Origin of the sequence: Pseudomonas sp. S30_BP2TU TE3576, from assembly GCF_050436025.1 — a bacterium.
GTDB lineage: Bacteria > Pseudomonadota > Gammaproteobacteria > Pseudomonadales > Pseudomonadaceae > Aquipseudomonas.
Genome location: NZ_JBNDLK010000001.1, coordinates 2,696,420 through 2,712,874 on the forward strand (window position 1 = coordinate 2,696,420; position 16,455 = coordinate 2,712,874).

Here is a 16,455-nt window from a genome sequence, read left to right on the forward strand (position 1 = left end):
ATTACTCGTCAGCGTTATCGCTGTTGTCGCTGTCATCACTGTCAACGCTTTCAGCGCCTTCGTGCTCAGGACGGTCGCGACGCTCACGGCGCTCACTGCGGTTTTCTTCAGCCTTGAGCATCTCGGACTGGCCGGTAACGGCTTCGTCGCGACGGATGACCAGGTTACGGATCACTGCATCGTTGTAGCGGAAGTTGTCTTCCAGCTCGGCCAGGGCCTTGCCAGTGCACTCAACGTTCAGCATCACGTAGTGAGCCTTGTGAACATTGTTGATTGCGTAGGCCAGTTGACGACGGCCCCAATCTTCCAGACGGTGGATTTTGCCGCCGTCTTCTTCGATCAGCTTGGTGTAACGCTCAACCATGCCGCCGACTTGCTCGCTTTGATCCGGGTGGACCAAAAAGATGATTTCGTAATGACGCATGAATGCTCCTTACGGGTTGTAGCCTGCCGCTCAAAAGCGGTCAGACAAGGAGTGAATGACACTTATGGACTTGCGGACGCTAGACACGTTGGTGCCTGCCATCACAGCAAGGGGCGCAATTGTAGAGAAGGGGCGAAGGAGGCGCAAGGTAATTGGTGAATATTTGAACAGCTCGTTCACACCACCAATCTTCAACATAACGCATAACCAATGTGGGAGCGGGCTTGCTCGCGAATGCGGTACTACATCCAACATTTTTGCTGAATGTTACTCCGCTTTCGCGAGCAAGCCCGCTCCCACATTTTGATTGCGTCGAGCTTAGGATTTCTTGGCGGCAGCCTTGGCTTTGACACTGCGCTGGCGCTGCGCTTCGAACAGGCAGACGCCGGTGGCCACGGAAACGTTGAGACTGCTGACGCTACCGGCCATCGGCAGGTTCACCAGATAATCGCAATGCTCACGAGTCAGACGACGCATGCCCTTGCCTTCGGCCCCCATGATCATGATGGTCGGGCCGGTGAGGTCCTGGTCATACAGACTGACCTCAGCCTCACCGGCCGTACCGACAACCCACAAGCCGCGCTGCTGGAGCTTTTCCAGGGTGCGCGCCAGGTTGGTCACGGCAACCAGCGGAATCACTTCGGCGGCACCGCAGGCGATTTTCCGTACGACCGGCGTCAGGGTCGCCGACTTGTCCTTCGGCACGATCACGGCCAAGCGCGCCCGCCGCATCGGCAGAACGCAAGCAGGCGCCGAGGTTGTGCGGATCGGTCACGCCATCGAGCACCAGCAACAACGGCGCGCCGTCGGTGCGATCGAGCAGTTCGTCGAGCATTGCCTCGCCCCAGACCTGGCTCGGACTCACGTCCGCGACCACGCCCTGGTGCACGCCTTCAACCCAGGCGTCCATTTCGCGGCGCTCGGCCTGGCCGACCTGGACCCGGTTTTCGTTGGCCAGCTCAATCAGCGTCTGGACCCGAGGATCATTGCGGCCTTCGGCCAGCCAGATCTGCTTCACGCGCTTCGGGTGGTGACGCAACAACGCTTCTACCGCGTGTACGCCGTAGATTTTTTCCAACTGACTCATGGCTTGGCCTTAGGTTTACGCGCCCCGCCACTCTTGGCTGGAGCCGAGCCCGCTTTGGGCGGGCCTTTACGATGTTTGCTCGGTTTGGCTGGCTTGCCGCCGACGGCCTTGTCAGGCGCCGACCGACTGGTCTTTCCCGCAGACGCCGCTTTACCGCCGTTTTTCGCACCGGCCAGCAACGCCTGTTTCATTTCACGACTTTTGCGCACTTCGGCGTTTTTTGCCGCTGCATCGCTCGGACGATAGGCCTCGACAGCCTTTTCCTTGGCAGGACGGCGACCGGTTTTCGCCGGGGCCGGTTCTGCGACTGTTTTTGTAGAGAGGGCCGCAGGTGCTGCCGCTTCCGTGCCACGCTTTTTGCGGCCGATCGGCGCGCTGATGGTTTTTTCAGCCATCTCGAAGTCAATCTTGCGTTCGTCGAGGTCGACGCGCATGACCCGCACTTCCACGGTGTCGCCCAGGCGGAAGCTGCGACCGGTGCGCTCACCGGCCAGGCGGTGGTGCACAGGATCGAAGTGGTAGTAATCGCCCGGCAGCGCGGTGACGTGCACCAGGCCTTCGACGTAGATATCGGTCAGCTCGACGAACAGACCAAAACCGGTCACGGCGGTGATCACACCCGGGAACGATTCGCCCACGCGGTCTTTCATGAACTCGCACTTGAGCCAGTTCACCACGTCGCGGGTCGCTTCGTCGGCACGGCGTTCGCTCATCGAGCACTGCTCGCCGAGTTGCTCCAGGGACGCTTCGTCGTACGGATAGATACGCGCCTTCGGAATGGTCATCGCACCGGCACGACGAACGTGCGGGGTGTTCTGCTTCGAATGGATCACGCTGCGAATCGCCCGGTGCGTGAGCAAGTCCGGGTAGCGACGGATCGGCGAAGTGAAGTGCGTGTACGCCTCGTAATTCAGGCCGAAGTGGCCCTGGTTATCGGCGCTGTACACCGCCTGGCTCAACGAGCGCAGCATGACAGTCTGGATCAGGTGGAAATCCGGGCGATCCTTGATACCGGCCAGCAACGCCTGGTAATCCTTCGGCGATGGACCGTCCTTGCCTTTGTGCAGGGACAGGCCGAGCTCGCCGAGGAAGGCGCGCAGCTTTTCCAGACGCTCCGGTGGCGGACCATCGTGAACGCGGTACAGCGCAGGGATTTCGTGTTTTTTCAGGAACTCGGCAGTGGCCACGTTGGCCGCCAGCATGCATTCCTCGATCAGCTTGTGCGCGTCGTTACGCACGGTCGGACGGATTTCGGCAATCTTGCGCTCGGAACCGAAGATGATCCGGGTTTCCTGAGTTTCGAAATCGATCGCGCCACGCACGTGACGAGCGGCCAGCAACACCTTGTACAGCGAGTACAGCTGCTTGAGGTGCGGCACCACGTCGGTGTATTCGCCGCGCAGCTTGCGCGCTTCAGTGGCTTTCGGCGTTTCCAGCATCGCGCTGACCTTGTTGTAGGTCAGACGGGCGTGCGAGTGGATCACCGCTTCGTAGAAGCAGTAGTCGGTCATTTCGCCGGTTTTGGAGATGGTCATCTCGCAAACCATGGCCAGGCGATCGACTTGCGGGTTCAGTGAGCACAGGCCGTTGGACAGCTGCTCGGGCAGCATCGGGATCACGCGCTCGGGGAAGTACACCGAGTTGCCGCGAACCTGCGCTTCGGCATCCAGCGCCGAGCCGAGCTTCACGTAGCTGGATACGTCGGCAATCGCCACGTACAGCTTCCAGCCGCCGGAGAACAGACGCAGCTTGCCCGGACGGGCTTCGCAGTAGACCGCATCGTCGAAGTCGCGAGCATCTTCGCCGTCGATGGTAACGAACGGCAGATGACGCAGGTCGATGCGCTTCTCTTTGTCTTTCTCTTCGACTTCCGGCTTGAGCTTGCCGGCTTCCTTGAGCACGGCGTCAGGCCAGACGTGAGGAATGTCATAGGTACGCAGGGCGACGTCGATTTCCATGCCCGGCGCCATGTAGTTGCCCACCACCTCGACCACGTCGCCTTGCGGCTGGAAGCGTGGCGTTGGCCAGTGAGTGATCTTCACTTCGACGAACTGACCGATCTGCGCGTTGGCATTACGGCCTGGCGTTACCAGCACTTCCTGCTGGATCTTCGGATTGTCGGCAACGACGAAACCGATGCCGCCCTCTTCGAAGTAGCGACCAACGATGGTTTCGTGAGCGCGGGACACCACTTCGACGATCATGCCTTCGCGGCGACCGCGGCGATCCAGACCGGATACGCGGGCCAGGGCACGGTCACCGTCGAACACCAGACGCATTTGCGCCGGGCTCATGAACAGGTCGTCACTGCCGTCGTCCGGCACCAGGAAGCCGAAGCCATCGCGGTGACCGCTGATGCGGCCCAGGATCAGGTCGAGCTTGTCCACCGGCGCATAAGTGCCGCGACGAGTGTAAATAAGCTGAGCATCGCGCTCCATGGCGCGCAGGCGGCGACGCAGGGCTTCGATCTGGTCTTCCGTGGTCAGACCAAACTCTTCGACCAGCTGCTCGCGGTTAGCAGGCGAACCCCGATCAGCAAGGTGCTGAAGGATCAGTTCGCGGCTAGGAATAGGGTTTTCATATTTTTCCGCTTCACGAGCGGCCTCGGGATCGAGGGACTGCCAATCGGCCATTAGAGAGTTTTCACCTTGTCTATATGCGGGTTAGTTTGGCATAGGCGTAATGAAACGGGAAATTTCAAGCTAAGACGACCCATCTAAAGCCCTGTATCGACACTGCAAAGCTGTTTTGAAGACCGCTGGCGAAATTTTCCAGGTTTTTTTGATGTCGGGGGTTTACAGTTAAAAAGACGCTCCGTATAGTGCGCGCCATCGACGACGGACAACGTTGCCGATACTGCCCAGATGGTGAAATTGGTAGACACGCCAGCTTCAGGTGCTGGTGACCTTACGGTCGTGGAAGTTCGAGTCTTCTTCTGGGCACCAATTTCGAGCTTGAGATTAGATCAATTTCAAGGCTCACACAAAAACCCGCGAAAGCGGGTTTTTGCATTTTTGGCCCCTGGTTTATTAATTTTAAAATCAGGGGTTTACAGATCAAAACGCTCTCCGTATAGTGCGCCACATCAACAGCGGCAACGCTGAAGATGATTGCCCAGATGGTGAAATTGGTAGACACGCCAGCTTCAGGTGCTGGTGACCTTACGGTCGTGGAAGTTCGAGTCTTCTTCTGGGCACCAATTCAAATTCAAGGTTACGACCTTGAACTTCACAGAAACCCGCGAAAGCGGGTTTTTGCGTTTCCGGCATTCAAAAAATCAACACATTCCCTGTAGCAGCTGGCGAAGCCTGCGTTCGGCTGCGCAGCAGTCGTAAAATCAGGCGATGCTGTGTGTCAGGATGACCTTGTACTCAGGATTAGCGACTGCTGCGCAGCCGAACGCAGGCTTCGCCAGCTGCTACAAGCGATTGCGTCGGGCGCTCTAGCAAACTCCTGCCAGCCCCGCAAGGCGCATTTGAGAAAGAATATCGTTTATCATTGTTGCAAGTTTTTGCAATGCGACAGTGAGGAACCCTGCGAATGATGTTTCGAAATACCCTGCGCCGCGGCTTGACCACTACCCTGCTCGGCCTGGCACTCGCCTCCCCCCTCACCCAAGCCGCCGATCCGGCTGCCCTGACCCTCTACAACGGCCAGCACAAAGAAGTCGGCGACGCGGTCGCCAAAGCCTTCGAAGCCAAGACCGGCATCCACGTCAATGTGCGCAAAGGCAGCAGCAACCAACTCGCCAGCCAGGTCGTCGAAGAAGGCGATCGCTCCCCCGCCGATGTGATCTACACCGAAGAATCGCCGCCACTGAACAAACTCGGCGAACAAGGCCTGCTGGCCAAGACGGATGACGCAACGCTGGCCGTTCTGCCCAAGGAATACGTCGCCGCCAATGGCACCTGGATTGGCGTGACTGCCAGGGTGCGCGTCGTCGCCTTCAACCCCAAGCTGATCGATGAAAAAGACTTGCCGACCTCGGTGATGGAATTCTCCAACCCAAAATGGCAGGGCAAAGTCGGTTTCGTACCCACCAGCGGCGCCTTCCAGGAACAAGCCGTCGCGATCATCAAAGTGCACGGCATGGACGCCGCCGAAGAATGGCTGACCGGGCTACGGGCATTCGGCAAGACCTACAGCAACAACATGGTGGCATTGAAAGCAGTGGAAAATGGCGAAGTCGCCACCGTACTGATCAACAATTACTACTGGTTCGCCCTGCAGCGTGAAAAAGGTCAGCTCGATTCGAAACTGCATTACTTCACCGGCGGCGATGTCGGCGGACTCATCACCGTGTCCAGCGCAGCAGTACTCAAATCCAGCAAACACCCCAAAGAAGCCCAGCAATTGCTCGCCTATATGGTCAGCGAGGAAGGCCAGCGCGTGATCACCCAGACCACCGCCGAATACCCTCTGCACAAAGGCATGGAATCTGATCGCGGACTCAAGCCATTCAGCGAGCTGCAAGCACCGAAAGTTACGCCAGCCGACCTGGGCAATGCCGAAGAAGCCCTGGATCTGGAACGTGACGTTGGCCTGAACTGATGAGCGCATCGCTATCTGCCACCTGCCTGCGCAGCAACAACTCGCCCCGCCGCAAGCGTCCGCCGATCGGGTTGGTGTTGCCGGTATTGCTGCTGGTCGTACTCAGCTTCCTGCCGCTGGCCTACGTCGGACTCAAAGCCTGGCAGGCAGGCTGGGCCGAAGCCTTGCACCTGCTGTGGCGGCCCTACGTATTCGGCCTGCTGCGCAATACCCTCGCGCTGATGCTCGGCGTAACCGTCACCTGCGGCGTGATCGGCTTGTCCCTGGCATGGCTACTGGAACGCAGCAATCTTTCCGGACGGCGGTTATGGGGGGTGATTCTGTGCCTGCCGTTCGCCGTGCCTGCGTTTGTCAGCAGCTTCACCTGGGTTTCGCTGAGCGCCCACTTTGAAGGACTCGGCGGGGCGATTCTGGTGATGAGCCTGTCCAAATACCCGCTGATTTTTCTGCCCGTGGCGGCGACCCTGCGCAATCTCGACCCGTCCCTGGAAGAGTCTGCCCGCACGCTGGGGCAGAATCGCTGGGGCGTGTTTTTCCGCGTCACCCTGCCACTGCTCTGGCCTTCGCTGCTGGCGGGTTCATTGCTGATTGCACTGCACATGCTGGTGGAGTTCGGCGCCTTGTCGATTATCGGTCTGCAAACCTTCACCACGGCGATCTATCAGCAGTTCGAGCTGGAGTTCAGTAACGCCAACGCCGCCATGCTTTCAGCAGTACTGCTGGCGCTGTGCCTGATGTTGCTGTGGCTGGAGTTGCGCGTACGCGGCAAAGGCCGACATGTGCGCACTGGCCAAGGCGCGGCGCGCAATGCCGAGCAAGTTCAACTGGGGCTGTGGGCAGTGGCGGGACAGCTTTATTGCCTGCTGCTGGCAATCATTGGCAGCGGGATTCCGCTCGGTATGCTGGCCTACTGGCTGGCGGTGGGATCATCGGCGGCCTTTCCCGTGGTGGCAATCGGCGAGGCACTGCTGTCATCCCTCGCGCTGTCGCTGGGTGGCGCGGCGCTGTGCCTGGTCCTGGCGGTGCCGGTCGGACTGCTGGTCGTACGCTACAAAGGTCAACTGGCGATCTGGGCCGAGCGTTTGCCGTATCTGCTGCACGCCCTGCCGGGGCTGGTCATTGCCCTGACCCTGGTGTATTTCGCCCTGCACTACGTGCCGATGCTTTACCAGACGTCCGCGTTGTTGCTGATCGCCTATGCCCTGCTGTTTCTGCCATTGGCCCAGGCGCCGATCCGCACCGCCCTGAACAAGGCAGCGCCGCAACTCGAGGAAGCTGCTCGTACACTGGGCGCATCATCATTCAGCGCTTTCTGCCGAGTGACACTGCCGATCATTTTCCCGGCACTGGGCGCGGCTTTTGCGCTGGTGTTCCTGGATGCGATGAAGGAACTGACGGCAACCTTGCTGTTGAGCCCCACCGGGTTGAACACCCTGGCAACGGAAGTCTGGGCGCATACCGCGAATATTGAATTTGCGGCGGCGGCGCCTTATGCGGCGTTGTTGATATTGGTGTCGGGGTTGCCGGTCTATCTGCTGACGACCCGGATGTATCTGAGCCGTTGAGACCGTATTCGCGAGCAAGCCCGCTCCCACACCAGATCTGCTGTGAACTCACTATTTGTGAACATCAGAGATTAAATGTGGGAGCGGGCTTGCTCGCGAAGGGGCCGGACCAGGCAACCCGTCAAGCCCGGAACTGCCCCAGGCTCGCCTTCAGCTGCGCCGCAAGACTGTCCAGCACCTTGCCACTGGCCGTGGTCTCCACGACAGCTTGCGCCGCCCTCTCGGCCTGGGCATGAATGGTCTGGACCCGACCCCGCACCGCCTGCGCCCCCTGAGCCTGATGCGCCGCGGCCTGGGTGGCCAGACCGATTGCCGCATGTACCTGCTCGACGGATGCCTGCACCGACTGCTGCAACCGCGCGCTGTCACGCAGCACCAGCAAACCCTCACTGGCCTGGCGCCCGGCCTGACCAATCGCCGCCACCGCCTCACGCGCACCTTGCTGCAACGCCACGATATGCGCCTGAATATCGCCGGTGGAGCTCTGCGTCTTGCTCGCCAGCGCCCGCACCTCATCGGCCACCACCGCAAACCCGCGCCCGGTCTCGCCAGCACGCGCCGCTTCGATAGCCGCGTTCAGCGCCAGCAGGTTGGTTTGCTCGGCGATCCCATGAATCACCGTCAGCACCACCTCAATCTGCTCACTTTGCTGCGCCAGACGCTCGATCACTTGCGCGCCAGTGTTGACCTGGCCCGCCAGCTCCTCGATCAGGCTGCCGACTTTCGCCGAGGTCCGGGTGTTTTCATCGGTCGCCTGACGAATGTCCACAACCTGCTTCAGCGCCGCCTGCATGGCGTGGCTTTCCGACTGAGCCTCATCCGCCATTTGCGACAGCGCACGCAAACTCTCCGCTACCTCGTCGCGCTGCATCCCCGCCGCCGCATCAGCGCCAGCGTTGCGCAAGGTCATGGCGCCAATTTCCACGCCGGTACGCTGGGCCACATCGCCCGCTTCGCGCACGATCGGCTGCAACTTATCCACAAAGCGATTGACCGCCGAGGCCATGTCGCCGATCTCATCCTTGCTGCTGATCTGCACACGCTTGGTCAGATCGCCCTCGCCTGCGGCCAAGTCATCCATGGCAACGATCAGCATTTTCAGGCGATTGACCACCCGGCGACCGAGCACTACCGCCAACAGCAGCAGAACACCGAAACCCACCACCGCCAGACACACACCGATGCGCCAGCGCAATGTCGCAGCCGCTTCCTGTACGGTGCTGGTGGTGTTGGCTTTCATTTCCGCCGCTGTGGACTGCGCTGACTGCAGGCGCGAGCGCATGGCCGCCGCGCTGTCAGCCGCTGCGCCTTTCAGGCTGTCGCCCACCAGTTGATCGCTGCTGGCGATCAAGGCCGAGAAGCGCTTGTCCAGGGCCGCGAGATCGGTCTCCACCGATGCGGTCGAGACCCCCATCAGGACCTTGCCGATTTCCACGCCATTGGGGTTGATCGAGGCCTCGACGTAGAACACCGAAGGATCGTTCTTCGCTGCATCCAGTACCTTGTCGAGTGCCCGCTCGCCCTGGCCTTTTTCCAGCAATGCCTTGTTGATCGGGTTTTCCCGGTTGAGGTAGCGCGTCAGGTGCTGGCCGGTAGCGTCGTCATACACCACGAACAGTACATTGGGATTGCGCTGGGCCCGGCGGGCGAACTCGGAAAGCGTAGGAACGTCGTTGTCCCACATGGCACGGGGTGCGACCGAAGCCAGAAGCTGCGCCATGTCGCTGGCGGAGTCCTTCAGGTCCTTTTCCAGGGTCGAACGCAATTGCGCCTGCTCTTCCTTCAGTCGCGAGGACAAACCGGCCGTGAGGCGCTGACGTGTACTGGTAGAGAGGTTGTCCAGGCTGGACGTGACTTCACGCCCTGCCTGTTCTAGCTCAGCGGAAAGCTTTTGACTGTCCGCGCCCAGGCGCATGCCCAGATCGGCTTCCAGCGCGGTCACCGTGCTCCGGGTCAGGGCAACAGCCACCAGCACCTGCACCAAAAGGGCGATACCAAGGGTAACGAACACGGGCCGCAACAAACGGCTTTGTAACAATGAGAGAACGGCCGACATCTGAAATCCCTCTGCTTTGGCGCCATTAAATTGATAGCACGCCGGAAGCAATGCTTTTTTAATGTTCGCAGCAAAGGTCATGCCGTCCAGCAGGCATAAACGACAAAGGGCCCAATTAAGGGCCCTTTGTTTTTTACATCAACGACTTATCAAGCAAACGGATGACGCAGAACGATGGTTTCGTTGCGATCCGGGCCCGTCGAAATAATGTCGATCGGCGCGCCGACCAGCTCTTCGACACGCTTGATGTAGTTACGCGCAGCCTGCGGCAGTTCTTCCAGGGTCTTGGCGCCCAGGGTCGACTCGCTCCAGCCCGGCATTTCTTCGTACACCGGCTCCAGGCCGATGTAGCTGTCGGCGTCGGTCGGTGCGTCGATCACTGCACCGTCAGCGTTTTTGTAGCCAACGCAGATGTTGATGGTTTCCAGGCCGTCCAGTACGTCCAGCTTGGTCAGGCACAGGCCCGAGATGCTGTTGACGTCGATAGCGCGACGCAGGATGACGGCATCGAACCAGCCACAACGACGGGCACGGCCGGTGGTCGCACCGAACTCGTGGCCACGCTTGGCCAGGAACGCACCCACATCGTCGAACAGCTCAGTCGGGAACGGACCCGAACCCACACGGGTGGTGTAGGCCTTGGTGATGCCGAGGATGTAATCCAGGAACATCGGACCCACGCCCGAACCGGTCGCGATACCGCCAGCGGTGGTGTTGGAGCTGGTGACGTACGGGTAGGTACCGTGGTCGATGTCCAGCAGGGAGCCCTGGGCACCTTCGAACATGATGTCTTTGCCGGCGCGACGCAGGTTATGCAGCTCGGCGGTGACGTCCAGCATCATCGGCTTGAGCAGCTCGGCGTATTCCATGCACTCATCCAGAGTCTTCTGGAAGTCGATGGCTGGCTCTTTGTAGTAATTCACCAGTACGAAGTTGTGGTAATCCAGCAACTCGCCCAGCTTGGCGGCGAAACGCTCGCGGTGGAACAGGTCGCCGATGCGCAGGCCACGACGTGCAACCTTGTCCTCGTATGCCGGGCCGATGCCGCGACCGGTGGTGCCGATCTTCAGCTCGCCACGGGCCTTTTCACGGGCCTGGTCCAGCGCTACGTGGTAGGACAGGATCAGCGGGCAGGAAGGGCTGATACGCAGGCGCTCGCGCACCGGTACGCCTTTCTCTTCCAGCTTGACGATTTCCCGCATCAGGGCGTCAGGTGCAACCACCACGCCATTGCCGATCAGGCACTGCACGCCTTCGCGCAGCACGCCCGACGGAATCAGGTGCAAGACGGTCTTCTCACCGTCGATCACCAGGGTGTGGCCAGCGTTGTGGCCACCTTGGTAACGCACTACGGCGGCAGCATGTTCGGTCAGCAGATCAACGATCTTGCCTTTGCCCTCATCACCCCACTGGGTGCCCAGGACTACGACATTCTTACCCATAACACTTGTCCTCATTCGCGCAAACTTGGTGCCGGCTGCAGCCGGCGGGAAAACTCAAGAAGCCAGTGGCGATACTTGCCAAAGCCCGTTCTGCTGAATCAATTGCCGGTCGCAGTCCGCTTCACGGGCGGCGGCCAAAGGTTGTCCAGGCAAGGCCTGAACGACACGCTGACCCTCACTGCGCAACTGGCAAACCTGCTGCCAGAGTGCCGCATCCGTACTGTCAGGCATCCAGATACCGCCAGACGGTAGCTCGATCTCAGCACGCCCCAGGGTCACCAGGGTTTTCAAATCGGTGGAGAAGCCGGTTGCCGGACGCGCGCGCCCGAAGTCGGCGCCGATATCATCGTAACGACCGCCCTGGGCAATCGACTGGCCAACACCCGGCACGAACACGGCGAACACTACACCCGTGTGGTAGTGGTAACCGCGCAGCTCGCCCAGGTCGAAATACAGCGGCAGCTCAGGGAAACGCACGGACAGCCGCTCGGCAATCGCCAGCAAGTCGTCCAGCGCCGCCGTCACCTGTGCCGGCGCCTTGGCCAGACGCTCGCGGGCCGCAGCCAGCACTTCACGGCCGCCACACAGATCGACCAACGCGCGCAGCATGTCCGACAGGTCGGCAGGCAAGCCCTCGGTCAAGGTAATGACCTCATCGATGGCCTTGCGTTGCAATGCGTCGAACAACTGCTGCTCAACCTCACCGGACAAACCGGCGGCGCGGGCCAGGCCACGGTAGATGCCGACATGACCGAGATCCATGTGCACATCCGGCACATCGGCCAGTTGCAGCATGGCCAGCATCAGGCTGATGACTTCGACGTCGCTGCTCGGGCTGCCATCGCCGTACAACTCGGCACCCAATTGGATCGGGCTGCGCGAGGACGACAAGGCGCGAGGCTGAGCATGCAGCACACTACCGGCATAACACAGACGGCTCGGACCTTCGCGACGCAGGGTGTGCGCATCGATGCGTGCCACTTGCGGCGTGATGTCGGCACGAAAACCCATCTGCCGGCCCGATTGCGGGTCGATGACCTTGAAGGTGCGCAAATCCAGGTCCTGGCCTGCGCCGGTCAGCAGGGATTCCAGGTACTCGATATGGGGAGTCACGACAAACTCGTAACCCCAGCTCTGGAACAGATCCAACACCTGACGACGCGCGACTTCAATACGCGCCGCTTCAGGTGGCAGTACTTCTTCGATGCCATCTGGCAGAAGCCAGCGGTCTACCGTTGCCATTACGCCTTCCCCTTTATCCGGGCGGCCAGCCCTCGGCCGAGCCTTGAGTGAAGCAGAAAATGATTGCTTCGCGCATGAGCAACGAAGCGAAAAGCCTCTTACCGGCTTCGCTAACCACTTTCCTCGAAAAACCGTCGAGCCAATCGGCCCGGCATCTGCTTAAAAACAGCAATCAAACGTGCAGACGCAAAAAAGCCGGGAATTTCCCGGCTGCCGCATCATACACACGTTTTCCCAAAGGATCACCCCGCCAGAGGTTTTAGCCGCCCGGCGGGAGGATTCGGGTCAACGTCGTATCAAGGCTTGGCTTTTTCCAGGTAGTGGAAGAAGTCGCTGCTTGGGTCGAGGACCATGACGTCGGATTTGTTCGCGAAGCTTTCACGGTAGGCGCGCAGGCTACGATAGAACGCGTAGAACTCCTGATCCTGACCGTAGGCCTTGGAGTAGATCGCAGCAGCCTGGGCATCGCCATCACCGCGAACCTCTTCGGATTCACGATAGGCTTCAGCCAGCAACACGCGGCGTTGACGATCGGCGTCGGCACGGATGCCTTCGGCCAGCTCGTTACCCTTGGCGCGGTGCTCGCGAGCTTCACGCTCACGTTCGGTGCTCATACGCTCGAACACACTGCGGTTCACTTCTTTCGGCAGGTCGATGGTCTTGACCCGAACATCGACAACTTCGATGCCCAGCTCCTTTTCAGCCATCTTGTTCAGCGAAGAAGTAATGTCAGCCATCAGCGCATCGCGCTCACCGGAGACCACTTCGTGCAAGGTGCGCTTACCGAACTGGTCACGCAGGCCCGACTCCAGACGACGGGACAGACGCTCGTCGGCGATCTGCTTGAGGCCGGAAGTCGCGGTGTAGAAACGCTCTGCGTCCTTCACGCGCCACTTGGCGAAGGCATCGACCATCACGGCTTTCTTTTCCAGCGTCAGGAAGCGTTGCGTCGGTGCATCCAGCGTCATCAGCCGTGCGTCGAATTTACGCACCTGGTTAACGTAAGGCACCTTCACATGCAGACCCGGCTGGACGTCGGCCTGAACCACGCGACCGAACTGCAGCAACACCGCACGCTCGGTCTGAGCCACGATGTAGAAACAGTTCCAGGCAGCGATCGCCACAACGACGCCGACAATAAGGGCGATCAGCGATTTATTGCTCATCAGCGACTCTCCCTGGTACGTGCTTGCTGCTGCAGGTCTGCTGCCGCACGCACATTCGCTTCATTGCTGCTGGCTGCCGCGCCGGTCACCGGAACGCCGGTGTTGCGACCACTTTCGACCATTTTGTCCAGCGGCAGGTACAGCAGGTTGTTCTGGCCGTTCTTGTTGCCGGTCACGAGAACCTTGCTGGTGTTGCTGAAGACTTCCTGCATGGTGTCCAGGTACAGACGCTGGCGAGTGACTTCAGGTGCCTTGCGGTACTCGGCGACCAGCTTGGTGAAGCGATCGGCCTCACCCTTGGCGCGCGAGACGGTTTCGTCACGGTAACCATTGGCATCCTCAAGGATGCGCTGGGCCTGACCACGAGCTTCCGGCACGACGCCGTTGGCATAGGTTTCGGCCTGGTTGCGCGAGCGCTGCTCGTCTTCCCGGGCACGGATCACGTCATCGAAGGCTTCCTGGACTTCACGCGGTGCCGCTGCGCTCTGAACGTTGACCTGGGTAACGGTGATACCGGTACGGTAAGTGTCCATGAAGCGTTGCAGACGCTCCTTGATTTCGCTGGCCATCAATTCACGACCTTCGGTCAGCACCTGGTCCATTGCGGTGGAACCCACCACATGGCGCAAGGCGCTGTCGGTCGCGTGCTGCAGGCTGATTTCCGGCTGGTCGACGCTCAGCACGAAGTCCTGCAGGTTGCTGATCTTGTACTGCACGGTCAGCGGCACTTCGACGATGTTCTCGTCTTCAGTCAGCATCTGGCCCTGCTTGGTGTAGGCACGCTCACGCGTGACGTTTTCCAGGTACTTCTTGTCGATCGGCGGGAAGTAGATATTCAGGCCCGGACCCACGGTTTCGTAGTACTTGCCGAAGCGCAGCACCACGGCCTGCTCCTGCTCGTCGACGACATAGACCGCGCTGTACAGCCATACGGCGGCCAGCACGACCAGGCCGATGCCGAGCAGGCCGCCAAAGCCGCCACTCTTGCCCGGACCACCGCCGTCGTCACCACCACGTTTCTTACCACCACCGAACAAACCGTTCAGGCTTTCCTGCAGCTTTCGGAAGGCCTCGTCGAGATCTGGTGGTCCCTTGCGGTCGCCGTTGTTACGACGCTTGCCACCCCAAGGATCCTGATTATTCGAGTTGCCACCCGGCTCATTCCAAGCCATAGCGCTCTCCATCTGATAAAGCAAAGACGCACCCACGGCGCGCCGACCAATGCTACAGAATGCCTGTCACCACGGCACAACCGCTTTCTCAGGCTTTTATTGCAAAGTGTGTTGCTCGATGAATTCCATCGGTTGCAAACCTTCGCGGCTCACCAGCCGATTCAATTCGGCTCGTGGCAAACGAACGGCCAGTAAACTGATGCCTTCGTCATCGTGTTCTTCTTTCTGTACTGCACCAAGTTCGAAAAACTGCGCACGCAGTCGAGCAAATCGATTCGGCAAGCGCAAGGTCCCGACAAACAACTCATCGCCCAGCAGCTCGGCGACAGCCTGCTTGAGCAGGTCCAGGCCTGTACCATCTTTCGCTGAAAGCCAGACCCGCTGCGGTTTGCCATCGGCATCGCGCTGGATCTGCGGCTCCACGCCCTCGAGCAAATCGAGTTTGTTATAGACCTCCAGGATCGGCAAGTCTTGAGCCCCGATCTCTCCGAGCACCACCATGACCTGTTCAATCTGGGCCATGCGCTCGGGCTCATGGGAGTCGATCACGTGCAGCAGCAGGTCGGAGTTGCTCGACTCTTCGAGCGTAGCCCGAAAAGCCTCGACCAGCTTGTGCGGCAAGTGGCGAATGAAGCCCACGGTGTCAGCCAGCACGATCGGACCGAGATCATCGAGTTCGAGCCGGCGCAAGGTCGGGTCGAGGGTGGCGAACAACTGGTCAGCCGCGAAGACTTCGGAATCGGTTACCGAGTTGAACAGCGTCGATTTGCCGGCGTTGGTATAACCCACCAGCGAAACCGTCGGAATGTCCGCCCGTTTACGGCCACGGCGCGATTGCTCACGCTGGCTGCGGACCTTTTCCAGGCGTCCCTTGATCTGCCGCAGGCGAACCCGCAACAGGCGCCGGTCGGTTTCCAGCTGGGTTTCACCCGGACCGCGCAGGCCGATACCGCCTTTCTGCCGTTCAAGGTGAGTCCAGCCGCGAACCAGCCGCGTACTCATGTGCTCAAGCTGGGCCAGTTCGACCTGGAGCTTGCCTTCATGGGTGCGGGCGCGTTGGGCGAAGATATCGAGAATCAAACCCGTGCGGTCGATTACGCGACACTCGAAAATGCGTTCGAGGTTACGTTCCTGACTGGGCGTGAGGATGTGATTGAAAATCACCAGATCGACCTGTTCGGCCTGGACCAGGTCGCGCAACTCTTCGACCTTGCCGCTGCTGATCAGGGTTTTGGCGGTTGGCCGATGACGCGGCACGTTGAAAAACGCGACGGTCTCGGCGCCAGCCGAAATTGCCAGCTCCTGAAACTCCTGCGGATCTTCGCGCGCCTCAGGGTCCTGACCATCCAAGTGAACGAGAATGGCACGTTCACCACCACCGTGGCGCTCAAAGAACAAAGGAGACTCCTATCAGGCGTTACCTGGCTCAGCGTCACCTGCGTCGGATTCGGTTGCGCTAGGCAGACGAATTGGACGAACCGGCACCACTGTAGAGATCGCGTGCTTGTAGACCATCTGGCTAACGGTGTTTTTCAGCAGGATGACGAACTGGTCGAAAGACTCGATCGTGCCTTGCAGTTTGATACCGTTGACCAGGTAGATGGACACCCCAACTTTCTCTTTACGTAAAGTATTCAAGTAAGGGTCTTGTAGCGAATGCCCTTTTGACATGTGCCGCACTCCTTTAAGGATTCAATATAAAAAATAGGTAAACAGATGGCTTGGGCCGTCACACCCCCAAGGATAGACG

The 16,455-nt window shown here is 59.9% G+C and carries 11 protein-coding genes, 2 tRNA genes and 1 pseudogene; 4 read left to right on the forward strand and 10 right to left on the reverse strand.

The features are described 5' to 3' along the window. Position 1: 1 nt before the first annotated feature. The 3 genes and pseudogenes from rpsF to rnr all read right to left on the reverse strand — a co-directional run bounded on the left by rpsF (position 2) and on the right by rnr (position 4,144). A complete protein-coding gene (rpsF, locus tag ABIA48_RS12250) occupies positions 2–424 on the reverse strand; it encodes a 30S ribosomal protein S6 (protein ID WP_007982042.1) in 423 nt (140 codons plus the stop codon). Between the two features lie 318 nt (positions 425–742). After that, positions 743–1,511, reverse strand: a pseudogene (gene rlmB / locus ABIA48_RS12255) (23S rRNA (guanosine(2251)-2'-O)-methyltransferase RlmB). Beyond that, positions 1,508–4,144: a ribonuclease R gene (gene rnr, locus ABIA48_RS12260; RefSeq protein WP_429488892.1), complete on the reverse strand. Its 2,637-nt coding sequence runs from the start codon at positions 4,142–4,144 to the stop codon at positions 1,508–1,510. Before rnr ends, rlmB begins: the two are co-directional and overlap by 4 nt. 225 nt (positions 4,145–4,369) lie before the next feature. Between rnr and ABIA48_RS12265 the strand changes: the two genes are divergently transcribed. From ABIA48_RS12265 to ABIA48_RS12280, 4 genes are all read left to right on the forward strand, one after another. Further along, positions 4,370–4,456: transfer RNA gene (locus tag ABIA48_RS12265), tRNA-Leu, on the forward strand. Between the two features lie 167 nt (positions 4,457–4,623). After that, positions 4,624–4,710 (forward strand) — tRNA-Leu (locus ABIA48_RS12270). 341 nt (positions 4,711–5,051) lie between these two features. Next, the gene (locus tag ABIA48_RS12275; protein ID WP_429488894.1) at positions 5,052–6,062 is read left to right on the forward strand and encodes an extracellular solute-binding protein; all 1,011 of its coding nucleotides are present in this window, start codon (positions 5,052–5,054) and stop codon (positions 6,060–6,062) included. After that, on the forward strand, positions 6,062–7,627 hold the full coding sequence (locus tag ABIA48_RS12280; protein ID WP_429488896.1) for an ABC transporter permease: 1,566 nt from the start codon (positions 6,062–6,064) through the stop codon (positions 7,625–7,627). The genes ABIA48_RS12275 and ABIA48_RS12280 overlap by 1 nt, the downstream gene beginning before the upstream one ends. Before the next feature lie 121 nt (positions 7,628–7,748). Here ABIA48_RS12280 and ABIA48_RS12285 read toward each other — a convergent pair whose 3' ends face one another. The 7 genes from ABIA48_RS12285 to hfq form a co-directional block, all read right to left on the reverse strand. Further along, positions 7,749–9,683 carry a methyl-accepting chemotaxis protein gene (locus tag ABIA48_RS12285; protein ID WP_429488897.1) on the reverse strand — a complete coding sequence of 645 codons (1,935 nt, stop codon included), beginning with the start codon at positions 9,681–9,683 and terminating at the stop codon, positions 7,749–7,751. Between the two features lie 149 nt (positions 9,684–9,832). Beyond that, entirely contained in the window at positions 9,833–11,125 is a 1,293-nt protein-coding gene (locus ABIA48_RS12290) for an adenylosuccinate synthase (RefSeq protein ID WP_007984000.1), read from the reverse strand. A 54-nt stretch (positions 11,126–11,179) separates the two neighbouring features. Further along, positions 11,180–12,367: an ATP phosphoribosyltransferase regulatory subunit gene (locus ABIA48_RS12295; protein ID WP_310064355.1), complete on the reverse strand. Its 1,188-nt coding sequence runs from the start codon at positions 12,365–12,367 to the stop codon at positions 11,180–11,182. A gap of 296 nt (positions 12,368–12,663) precedes the next feature. Then, the gene (gene hflC / locus ABIA48_RS12300; protein WP_204933348.1) at positions 12,664–13,533 is read right to left on the reverse strand and encodes a protease modulator HflC; all 870 of its coding nucleotides are present in this window, start codon (positions 13,531–13,533) and stop codon (positions 12,664–12,666) included. Then, the gene (gene hflK / locus ABIA48_RS12305; RefSeq protein WP_429488900.1) at positions 13,533–14,705 is read right to left on the reverse strand and encodes an FtsH protease activity modulator HflK; all 1,173 of its coding nucleotides are present in this window, start codon (positions 14,703–14,705) and stop codon (positions 13,533–13,535) included. The genes hflC and hflK overlap by 1 nt, the downstream gene beginning before the upstream one ends. A 96-nt stretch (positions 14,706–14,801) precedes the next feature. After that, the gene (gene hflX, locus ABIA48_RS12310; RefSeq protein ID WP_007983993.1) at positions 14,802–16,103 is read right to left on the reverse strand and encodes a ribosome rescue GTPase HflX; all 1,302 of its coding nucleotides are present in this window, start codon (positions 16,101–16,103) and stop codon (positions 14,802–14,804) included. Positions 16,104–16,115: 12 nt separating this feature from the next. Continuing rightward, the gene (gene hfq, locus ABIA48_RS12315; protein ID WP_003221112.1) at positions 16,116–16,376 is read right to left on the reverse strand and encodes an RNA chaperone Hfq; all 261 of its coding nucleotides are present in this window, start codon (positions 16,374–16,376) and stop codon (positions 16,116–16,118) included. Positions 16,377–16,455: the final 79 nt, after the last annotated feature.